Origin of the sequence: Phreatobacter sp. AB_2022a (genome assembly GCF_026847585.1) — a bacterium.
Classification (GTDB): domain Bacteria; phylum Pseudomonadota; class Alphaproteobacteria; order Rhizobiales; family Phreatobacteraceae; genus Phreatobacter.
This window is the reverse complement of the sequence record NZ_JAPSET010000013.1, coordinates 1-15,382: the sequence shown is the minus strand read 5'-3', so window position 1 is coordinate 15,382 and position 15,382 is coordinate 1. Positions and strand designations below refer to the sequence as shown.

Annotated in this window: 18 protein-coding genes and 2 tRNA genes; 14 read left to right on the top strand and 6 right to left on the bottom strand. The window is 66.9% G+C overall.

Annotation, left to right across the window (positions count from 1 at the left end):
* Nucleotides 1-14 precede the first annotated feature (14 nt).
* The 3 genes from OZ671_RS11440 to OZ671_RS11430 all read right to left on the bottom strand — a co-directional run bounded on the left by OZ671_RS11440 (nt 15) and on the right by OZ671_RS11430 (nt 2,625).
* Entirely contained in the window at nt 15-1,187 is a 1,173-nt protein-coding gene (locus OZ671_RS11440; RefSeq protein WP_268860866.1) for an acetyl-CoA C-acetyltransferase, read from the bottom strand.
* Between the two features lie 87 nt (nt 1,188-1,274).
* Nucleotides 1,275-1,985, bottom strand: a complete 711-nt coding sequence (locus tag OZ671_RS11435) for a transglutaminase-like domain-containing protein (RefSeq protein ID WP_268860865.1) — start codon at nt 1,983-1,985, stop codon at nt 1,275-1,277.
* 10 nt (nt 1,986-1,995) lie between these two features.
* Nucleotides 1,996-2,625, bottom strand: a complete 630-nt coding sequence (locus OZ671_RS11430; protein WP_038313743.1) for a TetR/AcrR family transcriptional regulator — start codon at nt 2,623-2,625, stop codon at nt 1,996-1,998.
* 106 nt (nt 2,626-2,731) lie between these two features.
* Between OZ671_RS11430 and OZ671_RS11425 the strand changes: the two genes are divergently transcribed.
* The 3 genes from OZ671_RS11425 to OZ671_RS11415 all read left to right on the top strand — a co-directional run bounded on the left by OZ671_RS11425 (nt 2,732) and on the right by OZ671_RS11415 (nt 5,645).
* Nucleotides 2,732-4,291, top strand: a complete 1,560-nt coding sequence (locus OZ671_RS11425) for an acyl-CoA synthetase (RefSeq protein ID WP_103168417.1) — start codon at nt 2,732-2,734, stop codon at nt 4,289-4,291.
* A 139-nt stretch (nt 4,292-4,430) separates the two neighbouring features.
* Nucleotides 4,431-4,883 (top strand): ester cyclase, encoded by a 453-nt coding sequence (locus OZ671_RS11420; RefSeq protein WP_268860864.1) that lies wholly within the window; start codon nt 4,431-4,433, stop codon nt 4,881-4,883.
* A 120-nt stretch (nt 4,884-5,003) separates the two neighbouring features.
* Complete coding sequence (locus tag OZ671_RS11415) at nt 5,004-5,645, top strand: DNA-3-methyladenine glycosylase family protein (protein WP_268860863.1); 642 nt, start codon at nt 5,004-5,006, stop codon at nt 5,643-5,645.
* Nucleotides 5,646-5,700: 55 nt separating this feature from the next.
* Here the strand turns inward: OZ671_RS11415 and OZ671_RS11410 are convergent, their stop codons facing one another.
* Both OZ671_RS11410 and OZ671_RS11405 read right to left on the bottom strand, forming a co-directional pair.
* Nucleotides 5,701-5,952: a GlsB/YeaQ/YmgE family stress response membrane protein gene (locus OZ671_RS11410; RefSeq protein WP_038313746.1), complete on the bottom strand. Its 252-nt coding sequence runs from the start codon at nt 5,950-5,952 to the stop codon at nt 5,701-5,703.
* A gap of 174 nt (nt 5,953-6,126) precedes the next feature.
* Nucleotides 6,127-6,211: transfer RNA gene (locus OZ671_RS11405), tRNA-Tyr, on the bottom strand.
* A gap of 191 nt (nt 6,212-6,402) precedes the next feature.
* On the opposite strand from OZ671_RS11405, the gene rlmB reads away from it, so the two are divergent.
* Nucleotides 6,403-7,236, top strand: a complete 834-nt coding sequence (gene rlmB, locus OZ671_RS11400) for a 23S rRNA (guanosine(2251)-2'-O)-methyltransferase RlmB (RefSeq protein WP_268860862.1) — start codon at nt 6,403-6,405, stop codon at nt 7,234-7,236.
* 2 nt (nt 7,237-7,238) lie between these two features.
* On the opposite strand, the gene OZ671_RS11395 is transcribed toward rlmB, so the two are convergent.
* Nucleotides 7,239-7,670: a hypothetical protein gene (locus tag OZ671_RS11395; protein ID WP_268860861.1), complete on the bottom strand. Its 432-nt coding sequence runs from the start codon at nt 7,668-7,670 to the stop codon at nt 7,239-7,241.
* A 405-nt stretch (nt 7,671-8,075) separates the two neighbouring features.
* Between OZ671_RS11395 and OZ671_RS11390 the strand changes: the two genes are divergently transcribed.
* The 10 genes from OZ671_RS11390 to OZ671_RS11345 all read left to right on the top strand — a co-directional run.
* Nucleotides 8,076-9,743: an MFS transporter gene (locus OZ671_RS11390; RefSeq protein ID WP_268860860.1), complete on the top strand. Its 1,668-nt coding sequence runs from the start codon at nt 8,076-8,078 to the stop codon at nt 9,741-9,743.
* Nucleotides 9,744-10,337: 594 nt separating this feature from the next.
* Complete coding sequence (locus tag OZ671_RS11385) at nt 10,338-10,562, top strand: hypothetical protein (protein WP_268860859.1); 225 nt, start codon at nt 10,338-10,340, stop codon at nt 10,560-10,562.
* A gap of 75 nt (nt 10,563-10,637) precedes the next feature.
* Nucleotides 10,638-10,892 carry a hypothetical protein gene (locus OZ671_RS11380; protein ID WP_268860858.1) on the top strand — a complete coding sequence of 85 codons (255 nt, stop codon included), beginning with the start codon at nt 10,638-10,640 and terminating at the stop codon, nt 10,890-10,892.
* Between the two features lie 542 nt (nt 10,893-11,434).
* Nucleotides 11,435-11,662: a hypothetical protein gene (locus tag OZ671_RS11375; RefSeq protein WP_038313759.1), complete on the top strand. Its 228-nt coding sequence runs from the start codon at nt 11,435-11,437 to the stop codon at nt 11,660-11,662.
* 93 nt (nt 11,663-11,755) lie between these two features.
* A complete protein-coding gene (locus tag OZ671_RS11370; RefSeq protein WP_268860857.1) occupies nt 11,756-11,995 on the top strand; it encodes a hypothetical protein in 240 nt (79 codons plus the stop codon).
* Nucleotides 11,996-12,187: 192 nt separating this feature from the next.
* Nucleotides 12,188-12,263: transfer RNA gene (locus OZ671_RS11365), tRNA-Thr, on the top strand.
* 334 nt (nt 12,264-12,597) lie between these two features.
* On the top strand, nt 12,598-12,909 hold the full coding sequence (locus OZ671_RS11360) for a hypothetical protein (RefSeq protein ID WP_268860856.1): 312 nt from the start codon (nt 12,598-12,600) through the stop codon (nt 12,907-12,909).
* A 274-nt stretch (nt 12,910-13,183) separates the two neighbouring features.
* Nucleotides 13,184-13,471, top strand: a complete 288-nt coding sequence (locus OZ671_RS11355) for a hypothetical protein (protein ID WP_268860855.1) — start codon at nt 13,184-13,186, stop codon at nt 13,469-13,471.
* Between the two features lie 190 nt (nt 13,472-13,661).
* A complete protein-coding gene (locus tag OZ671_RS11350) occupies nt 13,662-14,033 on the top strand; it encodes a DnaT-like ssDNA-binding protein (protein ID WP_268860854.1) in 372 nt (123 codons plus the stop codon).
* A gap of 214 nt (nt 14,034-14,247) precedes the next feature.
* Nucleotides 14,248-15,382 (top strand): caspase family protein (locus tag OZ671_RS11345; protein ID WP_268860853.1); only part of this gene is annotated, 1,135 nt, incomplete at its 3' end.

Sequence of the window (15,382 nt, the reverse complement as noted above, 5' to 3'; positions counted from 1 at the left end):
AGGCCGAAGGCGGATCAGAGCCGCTCGACGATCGTCACATTGGCAAGGCCGCCACCCTCGCACATGGTCTGCAGGCCATAGCGCTTGCCGCGATCGTGCAGGGCATGGACGAGGGTCGTCATCAGCTTGGTGCCGGAGCCGCCGAGCGGATGGCCGAGCGCGATCGCGCCGCCATGGACGTTGAGGCGCTCCGGATCGGCGCCGGTATGCTTCAGCCAGGCCATCGGCACGGGAGCGAAGGCTTCATTGACCTCGTAGAGATCGATGTCGCCGATCGACAGTCCCGCGCGCTTCAGCGCCTTGTCGGTGGCGAAGAGCGGCTCCTCCAGCATGATCACCGGATCGCCGGCGCTCACCGTCATGGAGTGGATGCGGGCAAGCGGCGTCGCGCCGAGCGCCTTGAGGCCGCGTTCGTTGACCAGCATGACGCCGGAGGCGCCGTCGCAGATCTGGCTCGCGGTGGCCGCGGTCACGCGGCCGCCCTCCTGGATCAGCCTGACGCCCTGGATGCCCTCCAGCGTCACGTCGAAGCGGATGCCCTCGTCGATCGCATGCAGCGCCTTGCTGCCGTCGGCCTGGGTCACCTCGATCGGCACGATCTCGCGCTCGAACTTGCCCGCCCTGGTCGCGGCGATCGCCTTCCTCTGGCTGTCGAAGCCGAAGCGGTCGAGATCGTCCTTGGAGAAGCCGTGCTTGACCGCCAGCATCTCGGCGCCCGGGAACTGGCTGAACACGATGCCGGGATAGCGCTCTTCCTGGCGCGGGCTCTTGTAGTCGCCGTAGCCTGCCTTGCTCAGCACCGCCGAAGGCAGACCCATCGGCACGCGGCTCATGCTTTCGACGCCGGCGGCGATGACCACATCCATCACGCCGGACATGACGGTGGAGGCGGCGAAATGCAGCGCCTGCTGCGAGGAGCCGCACTGCCGATCGACCGAAACACCGGGCACGCTCTCCGGCAGCTTCGAGGCCAGGACAGCGCCCCGCGCGATGTTGGTCGATTGCTCGCCGGCCTGCGAGACGCAGCCCATGATGACGTCCTCGACCAGCGCCGGATCGGCGCCGGAACGTTCGATCAGCGCGTCGAGCACGACGCCGGCAAGATCCGCCGGATGCCAGCCGGCCACCCGGCCGTTGCGGCGGCCGCCGGCGGTGCGCGCCGCGGCCACGATATAGGCTTCACCCATGAGATCCTCCCTGTCGCTTCGATCCATCGCAACTAATACGGCGCTTTAGTTGCCGCAATACGGCCCTTCGCCGGATGGCCCGGGGCCTCAGGCGCTGAACGCGTCGCGTTCCGTGCTTGCCGGCCGCCGCGCCTTGCCGGTGGCGTTGCGGATCAGCGGGCTGTCCGGATAGGCGGCGATCATGTCCCGCTCGATCCGCTCGTAAGGCAGGTCCGACCACGAACCGTGGTGCCTGACATAGTCCATGTGCTTGCGGCCGGCCGCGTCGAATTCCTGGAGGATCGCGTCGGAGCGGCCGTCGAACTCGGTCGGCCGGACGCCGAAGCGCTCGCAGAGCTCGATATTGAAGGCCGGCGCCGCCTTCACCCAGCGGCCGCCCAGATGAAGCAGCGTATAGCCGTGGTTGACGAACAGCGTGCTGCCGCCCATTTCGCGCGTCAGCCGTTCCGACGACAGGTGGTTGGTGACGTCCGAGAGCCCGATGGCCGACGCGATCCCGACCGATCGCGCGAGGGCCGCGAGCAGCACGGCCTTGGTGACGCAATAGCCGGAGCTTGCCGCCAAGACGGTGCTCGCCGTGTGATCGTGCGGCGTCAGGCGCAGGTCGAACGGGTCGTAACGCCAGCCGTCGCGCACGCGGTAGAACAGCCTGACCCCGCGTTCGATCTCGTCGCTGGCGCCGGCCACCGCCTCCTCGGCGACGCGCAGCACGGCCGGATCGTCACTGTCGAAGAAGCGGGTCGGTTCGCGATAGGCGGGCCCCGGTTCCGGCAGGCGGTCGGGCGGAACATGCAGCATGGCGGTCTCCTCACATGTCGGCACGCGGGGCGAGGCCCGAGATGAGCGCCTCGACGGCACGATCGGCGATCTGCGCTGCCGTCAGCGGCCCGCGTGGATCGTACCAATGGGCGATCCAGTTGAGCGCACCGGCGACGATGAACGCTGCGATCTTCGGATCGCGTGCGTGGATAGAGCCTTCGCCGACCCCTTCGGCGATCAAGGCGCGAATGCGCGCGTCGATCTTCCGCTTGTGGCTGCGCAAGGCCCTGCGGCTCTCCGGCGGCAGTTCGGTTTCGCCGATGCGGGTCACACACATGGCGAAATCCATGGTCATGATCTCGGCATAGCGCCGCAGCGCCGCTTCCAGCCGCTCGAGCGCGTTGAGATGGGCGCGGTCGGCCGCGGCGATCGCCTCTTCGATCAGGTCGAGGCCGATGCGCACGCATTCGGCCAGGATCTCGTCCTTGCTGCGCACATAATAGTAGAGGGTCGGCTTGGTGACATTGAGCTGTTCGGCGATCTCGTCGAGCGAGGTGTTGCGGACCCCCTTCTCGCAGAAGATCCGCGCCGCCGTCATCAGGACGGCGCGCCGCTTGTCCTGCCTTTCGGCCTCGCGCGCGCCTTGCGCCTTCCACGGCGAAACCAGAGGCTCGGTCATCCAGCCTGCCTTGACGGCGTTTCGAGCGCCCGTTAGGTCCGGGCCATGTTACTCATGAGTAATAGAGCTACTGACCAGTAATTGGCAAGGAAAACCGGAGGCCCCCATGGTCGCTTCAGCCACCGACGCGCAGCCGCTCGGCGAACGTGCCCGCCGCAACACCATATCGGATGCGTTCCGGCGCTCGGCCCAACGTCACGGTGCCAAGACGGCCCTCGTCTTCGGCGATCGCAGCTGGAGCTATGGCGATCTCGATCGCGCGGTCGACCGGGTCGCTGCCGGTCTTGCAGCGTCAGGCCTTGCGGTGGGCGACCGCGTCGGCGCCTATGGACGCAATTCCGACGGCTATCTGATCCTGTGGCTCGCCTGCGCACGGGCGGGTCTCGTCCATGTCCCGATCAACTATGCGCTGACCGAAGCCGAGCTCGGCTACATTATCGGCCAGTCGGGCGCCCGCGCGCTGATCCGCGACGGCGGCCTGGCCGCGACGGCCGACAAGGTGGCGGCTGCGACGGATGCCGTCATGCTGACCGGCACTTTCGTCGGCGGCGGCGCGTTCGACGTCCTCGATATTGCCCTGAACGGCACCGATGCCGTCGCCGACGCCTCGGTCGCCGATACCGATCTCGCCCAGCTTCTCTACACGTCGGGCACCACGGCCGCGCCCAAGGGCGCGATGATGACGCATCGCGCGCTGATGGCCGAATATGTCAGCTGCATGGTCGAGCTCGGACTCAGCGGCGCCGACAAGGCGCTGGCCGCGCTGCCGCTCTATCATTCCGCCCAGATGCATGTCTTCACCATGCCGCAACTGCTGGTCGGCGCCTCCACCGTGCTGATCGAAGCGCCTGCCCCCGACCTCTGCCTGAAGTTGATCGAGGAGCATGGCATCACCTCGTTCTTCGCGCCGCCGACGGTCTGGATCAGCCTGCTGCGCCATGCCGATTTCGACCGCCGCAATCTCGCCTCGCTGCGTCACGTCTTCTACGGCGCCTCGATCATGCCGGTGCCGGTGCTGGAGGAACTGCGCCGGCGCCTGCCCGCGGCTGCGCCGTTCAACTGCTACGGCCAGAGCGAAATCGCACCGCTCGCCACCGTCCTGCGGCCGGAGGAACACGATGCGCGGCCCGCCTCCGCCGGCCGGCCGGTGCTGCAGGTCGAAACGCGCGTCGTCGATGCGGACATGCGCGACGTACCGCCGGGTACCCAAGGCGAGATCGTCCATCGCTCGCCCCAGCTCATGGTCGGCTATTGGGACAAGCCTGACGAAACCGCCGAGGCTTTCGCCGGGGGCTGGTTCCATTCCGGCGATGTCGGCGTGCTCGACGAGGAGGGTTACCTCTATGTCGTCGACCGGGTGAAGGACGTGATCAAGACCGGCGGGGTGATCGTCGCGAGCCGCGAAGTGGAGGAAGCGCTGTTCACCCATCCGGCGGTTTCGGAGGTCGCGGTGATCGCGACGCCGGATCCGAAATGGATCGAGGCGGTGACGGCCGTCGTCGTGCTGCGCCAGGGCGAAAGCGCGGAGGCCGAAGCCTTGATCGCGCATTGCCGCGAGCGGCTCGCCCCGTTCAAGGTGCCGAAGCGGGTCATCTTCCGCGCCGACCTGCCGCGCAACACCGCCGGCAAGGTGTTGAAGCGCGAACTGCGCGACGCTCACGGCTGATCGACCGCCGCGATTGCGCGGCAAGAAGCGGAGTTCGCCCGCGGCCTCGTCGGCCTATCCCTCGCATCGGCGCTCATGGATCGCCATTCGATCGCCATGAGCGCCGTCCGAGACGTTTCAGCCGATGAGGAACAAGACGATGGGAAAGCTCGAAGAGGACAACAAGGCGGTCGTCGGTCGCTGGTTCACGGAATTCTGGGGCGAGAAGGTCGACCTTGCCGTGGTCGACGCCCTGGCCGCGCCGGACATGCTGCTGCGCTATTCGCTGCATGAACCGCGTCGCGGCCGCGACGACATCAAGGCGTTCATGACCGACTTCCGCGCGGCCTTTCCGGATCTCCATTTCCGGGGCACGGCCGAGCTGATCGCCGAAGGCGATTACGTGGTCGGCCAATGGGAGGGCGGCGGGACCCATTCGGGGCCGGCTTTCAGCGATTTCCTGGCCGGTGCGCTACCGGCCGCCAGCGGCCGGACGATGCATTTCACGGGCATGACCGTGCTGCGCCTGCAGGACGGACGCATAGCCGAGGAGATCGGCCTCGATGACGGCGTCACCGCCCTCACCCAGCTCGGCCTCCTGAAGGCCGCCTGACGCCGAAACCTTCCGGGCCGGGCCGCCGCGCGGCCCGGAAGGCGCGATGGCGAGGTCCGCCGATTTGAGCGCAAGATATGGAGTGCGATTCGCCCGTGTCGCCGGCAAGCGCTCCCGGTCATGAACACCACCAGCCGCTATGAAGCCTCCACCGCCTTCCTGCGCGCCGTCGATGCCGACTGGGCGCGCCTCATCGATCATGTCGGGCCATGCCGGCACGATCCCAAGGCCGCCCGCGAACCCTATGAGGCGCTGGTGCGCGCCATCGCCTATCAGCAGCTGACCGCCAAGGCGGGCGACGCGATCATCGGCCGGCTGAAGGCCATCGCGACCGACGACGGCTTTCCGCGGCCGGAGGCGTTGCTTGCCGCCGATGTCGAGACGTTGAGGGCGTGCGGCTTCTCGGCTGCCAAGATCGCGACGATCAAGGCCATCGCGGACGGGGCGCTCTCGGGGCTGGTTCCCTCGCGCGAGACCGCCGACGGTCTCGGCGATGAGGCGCTGGTCGATCGCCTGATCACCATCAAGGGCATCGGCCGATGGACCGTCGAGATGCTGCTGATGTATTCGCTGGAACGGATGGATGTGCTGCCGGTCGACGATTTCGGCGTCCGCGAAGGCTACCGCGCCCTGAAGTCGCTGCCGCACCAGCCAAGTCCGCGGCTGCTGCGCGAGATCGGCAAGGCCTGGGCGCCGCATCGCACGGTCGCGTCCTGGTATTTGTGGCGGATGCCGCGCGAGCGCGGCAATGTCCTCGCCTGAACGCCACCTCGCCGGGGACGCCGCAGGCGCGGCGCCCCTTTCGCAATGCGGCGCGTTACGTCCTGATCGCCCGTGCGCCGCCGATCAGGATGCAGGCGCCGACGACACCGGCGACGAGATAGCCGATCCAACCGCCGAAGCTGACGCCGACGAGGCCCAGCAGGAAGCTTGCAACGGCCGCGCCGATGATGCCGAGAATGATATTGGCGAAGATTCCGGTATCGCTGCGCATGACGCTCGACGCGATCCAACCGGCCAATCCGCCAATCACGATGGCCGCAAGCCAGCCGATTTGAACTTCGTTCATGGGGCTCTCCTTCAATGATCTTGCGCTATCCAGAACGTTCCGGTGCCGCACGCGGTTCCCTTGGTTCCGCGCGCGGCTGAAAACCTTCGCCGTGCGACGCTCACGCGGCGCGCCTGAACGCGCCCGGCCATCGGGCCGATACGGCGAAGCGCTGATCTGAAAAGGAAAGGTGGGTGGTGGGGGAAGTAGGACTCGAACCTACGAAGGCGTAGCCAGCGGATTTACAGTCCGCCCCCTTTGCCGCTCGGGACATTCCCCCGTCCCAGGTCCCGAGGGCCATGGCCGCCGGGCGTGGCGCGCTTGATAGGGACGCCTCCCTGCCCTGTCAACCTGGAAACGTCATGCGCCCGACATGACCTGTTGACGGGCCGCGGCCCGGCATGCCGAGAGCGCGGCTGCGCAGTCGTCGCGGCGATTGCGCCGCGCCGCGCGCCGTGGGAAGAGGACGCGATGACGACGACACCGCCACGGGGCGACAAGAAGCCCTTCCGCCCGTTTTCGAAACCCGGCCGGCCGTTCAAGGGCCGCGGCGGCCGCGTGCTGCGCGAGGCCGCCCCGGAATTCGAGACCGGCACTGTGCTGCTCTACGGCTGGCATACGGTCTCGGAGGCGCTGCGCAACGGCAAGCGTCGCATCCGCCTGCTGCTGGCGACCGAAAACGCCGCCAAGCGACTCGATGAGGAAGGCATTCCGCACAAGGCTCAGATCGTGCCGGTGCGGGAGATCGACAAGCGGCTGGCGGCGACGCCCGACGCCGTGCATCAGGGATTGTTCGCGGAAGCCGAACCGCTGGATGCGCCCGATCTCAAGCGCATGCCGGCCGATGGTGTTCTGCTGCTGCTCGACCAGATCACCGACCCGCACAATGTCGGCGCCATCGTGCGCTCGGCCGCGGCCTTCGGCGTCAAGGCGATCGTCACCACCAACCGCCACTCGCCCGAGGCGACCGGCGTGCTGGCGAAAAGCGCGTCCGGCGGGCTCGAGCACGTGCCCTTCGTGACCGTGCAGAACCTCGCGCGGGCGATGCTGGAACTGCGTGAGAGCGGCTTCCTGATCGTCGGGCTCGACAGCGAGGGCGAAGCCGACCTCGACAAGATCGGGCTGCGCACGCCGCTCGCGCTGGTGCTGGGCGCCGAAGGCAAGGGCCTGCGCCAGCTGACGCGCGAGACCTGCGACGCGCTCGCCCGCATCGACATGCCCGGCGCGATCAAGAGCCTCAACGTCTCCAATGCCGCGGCGCTCGCGCTCTATGCGGCCACCACGCGGCTCGGACTGCGCGGCTGAGCTCAGCGCCGACGGCGTGGCCGCTGCTCGCGCGGCGGCGTTGCCGATGGCATCTCGTCGAGACCGATGACCCGCGCTTCCCCGCCGGTCGGATACCAGGGCCGGACCGGCAGCAGCGCCTGCTGCTGGCGCGGCGAGCTGACGATGTAGGGCCCGGACCGCGGATAGACGGGATAGACGGGATAGGCCGTGCGCGGCACCGTGTAGAGCGGCGGCTGATAGATCGGCAGCACCATGCCGTAGTCGACGACGACCGGCACCGGCACGGCATAGCGGAAGGTGCCGGCCCGGTAGCTGCGCACGCCCCGGCAATGGCTGCATTCGTAGCGATGGCGGACCACGGCGGTGTCGCCCGTTCGCCCATCGGTGATCGTCACGCGCCGGTAGAATTCAGCATTGGCCGGCCGTGCGAACCAGGCTGCGCCGGCCGACACAGCAATCGCCGAAAGGATTATAGACCAAGGTCTCATGGCCCATCCCCGTGACTTGAATGCCGCAACGGCGTTAGTCTTAGCGTGACTCTCGGGGTGGGTGAAGGGAATCGGGCCACCATTCCCAAACCTTCGACCGACAGGGTGAATGCGAGCGATCAATAGGATCGGGACGGCCGGACGAGGCCGGCAAACCCGGCACGCTCGAACCCGTCCTCGCGGGGCGGACGGGTCGTGGAGGAAATGGGACAGGCGCCCCCCGACGTCTCGCCGAAGCGACCCGGCGCCCAGAGGCTCGCCCATAAGTTCACATCTGCCGTCAGGGCGCATCCCCGGCTCCGCAAGCGCATCGCTTGCGGCAACGGCCGGGTTTTGCCCGGCGGCCCAGCCCAGGGGATGAAAACCACAATGACGATGAGCTCCGCCGCGGGCGCGCAGACCGCGCCACGCCCCATGACGAAAGAGGAAAAGAAGGTCATCCTCGCGTCGTCGACCGGCACGATCTTCGAATGGTATGATTTCTACCTCGCCGGATCGCTGGCCGCCAACATCAACGCCAATTTCTTCTCCGGCGTGAACCCGACCGCCGGCTTCATCTTCACGCTTCTGGCCTTTGCCGCCGGCTTCGCGGTCCGGCCGTTCGGCGCCCTGTTCTTCGGCCGCCTCGGCGACCTCATCGGCCGCAAATATACTTTCCTCGTCACCATGACGATCATGGGCATCGCGACCTTCGTGGTCGGCATCCTGCCCGGCTATGCCTCGATCGGCATTCTCGCCCCGATCGGCTTCATCATCTGCCGCCTGCTGCAGGGTCTTGCGCTCGGCGGTGAATATGGCGGCGCCGCGACCTATGTCGCCGAGCACGCGCCGCAGGGCCGGCGCGGTTATTATACGAGCTGGATCCAGACGACGGCCACGGTCGGCCTGTTCCTGTCGCTCCTCGTCATTCTCGGCCTGCGCCTGTCGATGACGACGGAAGCGTTCAACGCCTGGGGCTGGCGCATTCCGTTCCTGGTCTCGATCCTGCTCCTCGGCGTGTCGATCTGGATCCGGCTGCAGCTCAACGAATCGCCGGCCTTCAAGAAGATGAAGGAAGAGGGTACGGGCTCGAAGGCGCCGCTGTCGGAAGCCTTCGGCAACTGGAAGAACGCCAAGATCGCCATCTTCGCGCTGCTCGGCGGCACTGCCGGCCAGGCCGTCGTCTGGTATTGCGGCCAGTTCTACGCCCTGTTCTTCCTCACCCAGACGCTGAAGATCGACGGCACCACCGCCAATGTGCTGATCGCCCTGGCGCTGCTCATCGGCACGCCGTTCTTCATCTTCTTCGGCTCGCTATCGGACAAGATCGGCCGCAAGCCGATCATCCTCGCGGGCTGCCTGATTGCCGCGGTGACCTACTTCCCGCTGTTCGGGCAGATCGCCAAGGTCGGCAATCCGACTCTCGCCGCCGCCGTGCAGAACGTCCATGCCACCGTCTCGGCCGATCCCGCCTCCTGCGGCTCGCTGTTCGATCCGGTGAACGTGCGCACCTTCACCCAGCCCTGCGACGTCGCCCGCCAGGCCCTCGCCCGCGCCACCATCAAATATGATCTGGTAACGGCTCCGGCCGGGTCGCCCGTCAAGGTGACGATCGGCGGCACCGAGGTTCCGGTCGATGCAAACTTCACGCGCGGCATCATCGCGGCGGCTCAGGCGGCCGGCTATCCCAAGGCCGACGACGCCAATGTCGCCAACATCGCCCGCACCGGCATGAACGGCCAGATGTGGGCGCTGACCGGCCTGCTGTTCATCCTGGTCCTCTATGTGACCATGGTCTACGGCCCGATCGCCGCCATGCTTGTCGAGCTGTTCCCGACCCGCATCCGCTACACCGGCATGTCGCTGCCCTATCACATCGGCAACGGCTGGTTCGGCGGCTTCCTGCCGCCCACCGCCTTCGCCATCGTGGCGGCCACCGGCGACATCTATTCCGGCCTCTGGTACCCGATCATCTTCGCCATGATGACCTTCGTGATCGGCCTCTTCTTCGTGCCGGAAACCAAGGACCGCGACATCTTCACCTACGAGGAGAAGTGAGCGCGCCGAAACGCGGCACCGCCGGCGGCTCGCCCGCCGGACCCAACCCAGACGATGCCGGGGCCCTGCCCCGGCATTTTTTTGTTTGCAGCCGGGCAAGAAGCCGGCTCTGAACGGGACGCTGCATCGGCGCATTCATAAATAGTTCGTTTCCTGTAACCGATTGCAAATTCTCATTTCCGTGATCGGCGCGTGACCGGCCCGCCGGTGGCATTGTCCTCGGCGCGTCCTGACCCGATCCCGCGCCTTCCTGCCAAGCGTTTGTGCCGGGACGGCTTTCTGTCGTTTCCAGCGCTCTTCGAGTGACCGCACACCCATCCGCCGGGCGCTCGGAAGCGTTCACGCGGCGCTGCCTGGCTGTCGATCCTCGCTTGATCCGCTCAATGCGGAAAAATGCATAAATGCAATTATCAAAGTCCTGCAACATTCTGTTACATGCATTTTCTCAGTTTTGTGATTGGCAATTCCTCGGGCCGCCGCCTATCTGTCAGTGGCCGGCGGGGATCTTCCCCGGCGGCGCGAAACCAAGGTTTCGACGCTGGCGCTGCCCCCTCGGGACCAGTTGCCGATGGCGGACCTGGAAAGGAGACCACCATGAAGAAGCTGTTTTTTGCCGTCGCCCTGGTGGCCCCGCTGAGCGCCGCCCCGGCCTTCGCCCAACAGGATGCCGCGGGTTTCGTCGAAACGCCGGCGGTGACGACCTACGCGCCGAACCAGCTGCGTGAATTCAGCGCTCGCGCGAACCATGTGCCGGCCTCCGGCCAGGTCCTGATCAGCCGCGACGCGGTGCCGTCCTCGGCGTTCTCGACCAGCAACTGACGGCGGCCGCACGACTCCCGACCGCCTCGACTCAACGCCGCCGGCCTTTGCCGCGGCCAACCATGGAGATTGACAGTGAAGAAGCTCATCCTCGCCGCCGCCCTTATGGCTCCCCTCGCCGCCGCTCCCGCCCTGGCCCAGGGCGCTGGTGATGCGGCCGGCTTCATCGAGACCCCGGCCGTGACCACCTATGCGCCGAACCAGCTGCAGCTGCGCGAGTTCACGCTCCGTCGCGCACCGGTTCAGGACGGGGTCAGCGTGACCCGCGACGAGCGCAACCAGATCCTGCGCGAGGCGGTGCCGTCGTCGGCCTTCCCGACCAACAATTGAACCTGCGGCCGCAACGGCCTGATCACTCCGCCCAGAACATGATGGCCAGCCGCCGCCGGCCGGTTCTGGCGACGCCGGGGATGCCTCCACCCCGGCGTTTCTTTTTGGCCTCGCGCAAGAACGCGCATGCTGCGGCGCAACATGGCGCGAATCTGTTGCGCGGACGCACAGCGAGACGCCCGCTCCCGCAGCGGCGCGGGACATTCGATCGGGAGCGATTTGCTCAACTGCGGCAAATTCGCGCATAAAATGGTCTCTTTTCGCATCGCAGATCGCTGGCGATCGCCTCTCGCCGACCGCCGATTTCCGGTAAGTGCGCGATTTGGCTCGCGTTTCATGCAATTGTCAAAATTGCGACAATGCAATCCAACAATGGCTGCAATGTTTTGTAACATGCATTTTCCCAATTTCGTGATTGGCAATTTTGCAGTGCAGCACCTATCTCACCGCTGTCGGCGGCGGACACCTCCCGTCGGCAGCAGGCCAAACATCCCGGATCTGGCGTGTCCCTCCCACCACCGGGTTTTCTAATGGAGACTGTCATGAAGAAGCTGATCCTCGCTGCGACCCTCGTCGCCCCTCTCGCCGTCGCTGCCCCGGCCCTTGCCCAGCAGGACGCCGCCGGTTTCATCGAGACCCCCGCCGTCACGACCTACGCGCCGAACCAGGCCCGCGAGTTCACCGCACGCGCCGAGCGCGCCCCGGTGGCCGGCCAGGTTCTGATCAACCGCGACGCGGTCCCCTCGTCGGCCTTCTCGACCAGCAACTGATCCCGCGGCGCCCTTCCGCCGCCTCTTGGCCTGCCTCGACGTATCGCGCCCGCGCAATGCGGCGGCCGGCTGTTTTTTTGGAGAATTCCCGTCATGAAGAAGCTCATCCTCGCCGCGACCCTCGTCGCCCCGTTCGCCGTCGCTGCCCCGGCCCTGGCCCAGCAGGACGCCGCCGGTTTCATCGAGACCCCGGCCGTCACCACCTATGCGCCGAACCAGCTGCGCGAGTTCAGCGCGCATCGCGCCGGCACGCAGCCGGTCGGCGTCAGCAATGCCGAGCGTAGCCTGATCCAGCGCGAAGCTGTTCCGTCGTCGGCTTTCCCGACGAACTGATCGTCGTCTTATCGCATGCAACCGGATGGGCCGGCGCCGCCGCCAGCCCGACCGGAAAGAACGCCGGGGCGCCTCCACCCCGGCGTTTTTTCATGCGTTTTTTCCGGGCCATTCCCGCCTTCGCCCGGCAGAAAGACGCAGCGGCTCCCTTGCGTCCGAGGCCGCGCATTGCTAGGGCCATGCGGGTCATGGGCCGGCATAGCTCAGTTGGTAGAGCAACCGCCTTGTAAGCGGTAGGTCGCGAGTTCGAGTCCCGCTGCCGGCACCATTCGATTTCACGCCAAGCTATTGATATCATTTCCCATCGCGACCGATGCCGGATCTTTGCGGGCATGCCCGTGGCAGGCCTGGCCGGGCCGCAGGCCTTTACGCCGAACGCGCTTCCTCGGCTTGCGCGGCGCGGCGGGGCGGCATACCGTTTTCATGCATACGGTTGGGGTGGCGACTGTCGTGGCAATCGCACTGTTGCGGCACTTTTCCGAAGGGACCGGACGAGCAGGTGCCGGCCGCGCCATGCCGTGCGCTCGCCCCGCCGACGCCTCTGCGCGCGACATGCCGGGAGATTTGCGCGGGCGGAACGACAGACGGTGTGCGAGGGGGCCATGCCGGAAATACTGCGAAATCTGGTAGAGCGTGGCGTTTATGAACAACGCGATCTCGTCTCTCTGGAGAGCATCTACCTGACGGTCTGCGACATGCTCGATGTCGCGGCCGACGATACCGGAGCCCGGCAGATCGTCGCGAAAGCCGTCCTGTTCGTGTTCGATCGCGGCATCCGCGATGTCGATCAGATCAAGGCGGAAGCGATCATTGCAAGCAAGACGCCGCTGCAGGAACGGGCGCTCCAGCTGTCTGTCGAGCGCAACGAGGCCGGGCCGCAAGGCTCGGCCGCGGACAAAAGCCGGACCGGCTGAACAGGCGCATTCCGACCTTGCGCCGACCGCAACATCGGCATAGCGTTCAGTCTTCATCCCAGGCGCAGTCCTTGCTTCGATTGCTTTTCGCGCCTGTCTTCCCAGCTGCACTGCTACCGCCCCCTTCCACAAGGAACGGCCCAGTTGTCGTCGACCGCGCGGGCTCCCCCGCGCGTGCGCACAGGCTGCTGCGCGATGGCGCACCGGCACGAGCGAAAACGACTGCGCGCTGAGAACCGAGCAGCACCAGGATCAGCGCGCAAAGGGCTTTTCTATGCCCAATTCCCTTCGAAGCCTCGTCGTCCGCGGCGTATACGATCCCGAGGACCTCGCCTCGCTCGAGGCGATCTATCGCACGATATGCGACACGCTCGCCGTCGCCGCCGACGATGCGGAGGGCCGCGGAATCGTCGCCAAGGCGGTCTTCTTCGCCTTTGACGGCGGCGAGCGGGACGTGGATCTCCTGACCGCGGCGGCGAGCGCTGCGAGCACGACGCTCCTGCTCGAACAGGTGCATCGGAGGCCGCCGGTCGACGACCGGCTAGGAACGGCGCGCGGATGACCAAAGCGCTGTGGTGCGCGCCCCGGACGTGCCGCGCAAAATTGTCGCGGGACGCGCTGCACCTGCTGCCTGCCCTGAAAGGTCACCCGCATTAGTCCTACCTTCCGTATCAGGTAAACTCCGCAGCCTGTGGTGTCTGGACACCCGCATTCCCTAACGGTACCACTGCCCTTACCTACGGGATTCGCGCATGTCTTTCGATCATCCTTCTTCGTCCGACTTCCACACGAATGTTGCCTCAGCATTCGCGCGAGCAACGCGTCGGCAACAGGACGATGCATTGCGGCTCGCAACCGCCTTCATTGACCGGACCTTCCGCTTCCGCGGCCGCAAGCAGGACCCGCGGCAGGCCCATAGCTGGCCACGGACCGGGACTGGCGTCGACGGCATTCCGGAAGAGCTGACACGGGCCATCACCTTCTATGCGGGTTGCCTGCTGCTCGACGCGGCATCGTTCAGCCACCGCGAGCGCGAGGCGCGCATTGCCCCGGTCCTCCTGGAAATCCTGGGCGATCTCGTCGACGATGACGAGCCGTTCCTGAATGGCCCATTCCTGCACTGAGACGAATTGGCTGCACGGCGGGACCGGGGGGCCAGCCGGCGCGCCACCTGTCCGATCGCCGGCCCAAGCCCCCGCACGCGCGCGCTGAACGCGCTGTGCGCCGGCGCGCAGCGCGATGTTCGAGCTTCCCTTACGTTGCCTTGGCGATAATGCTAGGCTATTCTTTGCCGTTATCTAGCCTCGCTCATCGTCCGCGTGCGGGAGTGGTCGAGAGATGTTGCGGATCGTTGGCTTTGCCCTTCGCCTTTTCGTTCTGGCCGCGGCGATCGGCTGGACGGCAAGCCCGGCCCTGGCCGAGCGGCGCGTCGCGCTCGTCATCGGCAATGCCAACTATGCGAGCACGCCGGCCCTCGCCAATCCGCGCAACGACGCCGAGGACATTGCCGGTCTCCTGCGCGAGCTCGGCTTCGAGGTGCAGCTCGAGCTCGACATCGACAAGCGCGGCATGGACATGGCTTTCGCGCGCTTTGCCCGGGCGGCACAGGATGCCGACGCCGCGCTGTTCTACTATGCCGGCCATGGCATCCAGCGCGAGGGCCGCAATTTCCTCATGCCCGTCGATGCCAAGGTCGAGGACGACATCTCGATCCGTTTCGAGATGGTCGGGCTCGACGTCGCGCGGGATGCGCTCGCCGGTGTTTCCGGCTTGAAGATCATGATCCTCGATGCCTGCCGCAACAATCCGGTCGCCGAGCGGCTGCAGAGCCGCGCGGCGACACGCGGCGCCATGTTCAATCTCGGCCTCGCCAACGAGCAGATCCGCGGCATGGTCGTCGTCTACGCAACGCAGCCGAACAATGTCGCGGCCGACGGCGCAGGCCGGAACAGCCCGTTCACCGAGGCCTTCATCAGCCAGGCCCGCGAGCCCGGACTGAAGGTCGCGGACATGCTGACCCGGGTCGCGGATTCCGTTTCGCGCGCGACATCCGGGCGCCAGGTGCCGGAATTCACCGCTTCCGGCGGCGGCCAGTTCGTGCTCAACCAGCGTGAGACCGACAGCCAGATCTGGCAGCGTGTGCGCGACGGCTCGCGCGAGCAGATCACCGCCTTCCTGCGCGACCATCCGCTCAGCGTCCATGCGGCGGACGCCAGGCTTCGTCTCGACATGATGGATCGACCTCCTGCGGACCCGGCCGAACGGCAGGCGCGGGGCGAGGCCGAAGCCGCCGCGCGGGCGGCGCTCGCGGCGCAGAACGCCCGTCTCGAGCAGTTGCAGCAGCAGCTCGCCGCCATGCAGCAGGACATGGAGCGCCGCGCCCGGGAAAGCAGCCAGGCGAGCGAACGCGCACGCGTCGCCGACGACCGCCGGGCCCGCGAACGCGAACGTGCCGAGCAGGCGGCCCTGCGCG

Coding starts and splice junctions, on each gene's coding strand:
- OZ671_RS11385 (WP_268860859.1), top strand. CDS start 10,338: ATGAAGAAGCTGTTTTTTGCCGTCGCCCTGGTGGCCCCGCTGAGCGCC.
- rlmB (WP_268860862.1), top strand. CDS start 6,403: ATGACGACGACACCGCCACGGGGCGACAAGAAGCCCTTCCGCCCGTTT.
- OZ671_RS11350 (WP_268860854.1), top strand. CDS start 13,662: ATGTCTTTCGATCATCCTTCTTCGTCCGACTTCCACACGAATGTTGCC.
- OZ671_RS11355 (WP_268860855.1), top strand. CDS start 13,184: ATGCCCAATTCCCTTCGAAGCCTCGTCGTCCGCGGCGTATACGATCCC.
- OZ671_RS11435 (WP_268860865.1), bottom strand. CDS start 1,985: ATGCTGCATGTTCCGCCCGACCGCCTGCCGGAACCGGGGCCCGCCTAT.
- OZ671_RS11360 (WP_268860856.1), top strand. CDS start 12,598: ATGCCGGAAATACTGCGAAATCTGGTAGAGCGTGGCGTTTATGAACAA.
- OZ671_RS11375 (WP_038313759.1), top strand. CDS start 11,435: ATGAAGAAGCTGATCCTCGCTGCGACCCTCGTCGCCCCTCTCGCCGTC.
- OZ671_RS11440 (WP_268860866.1), bottom strand. CDS start 1,187: ATGGGTGAAGCCTATATCGTGGCCGCGGCGCGCACCGCCGGCGGCCGC.
- OZ671_RS11415 (WP_268860863.1), top strand. CDS start 5,004: ATGAACACCACCAGCCGCTATGAAGCCTCCACCGCCTTCCTGCGCGCC.
- OZ671_RS11430 (WP_038313743.1), bottom strand. CDS start 2,625: ATGACCGAGCCTCTGGTTTCGCCGTGGAAGGCGCAAGGCGCGCGCGAG.
- OZ671_RS11410 (WP_038313746.1), bottom strand. CDS start 5,952: ATGAACGAAGTTCAAATCGGCTGGCTTGCGGCCATCGTGATTGGCGGA.
- OZ671_RS11420 (WP_268860864.1), top strand. CDS start 4,431: ATGGGAAAGCTCGAAGAGGACAACAAGGCGGTCGTCGGTCGCTGGTTC.
- OZ671_RS11425 (WP_103168417.1), top strand. CDS start 2,732: ATGGTCGCTTCAGCCACCGACGCGCAGCCGCTCGGCGAACGTGCCCGC.
- OZ671_RS11390 (WP_268860860.1), top strand. CDS start 8,076: ATGACGATGAGCTCCGCCGCGGGCGCGCAGACCGCGCCACGCCCCATG.
- OZ671_RS11370 (WP_268860857.1), top strand. CDS start 11,756: ATGAAGAAGCTCATCCTCGCCGCGACCCTCGTCGCCCCGTTCGCCGTC.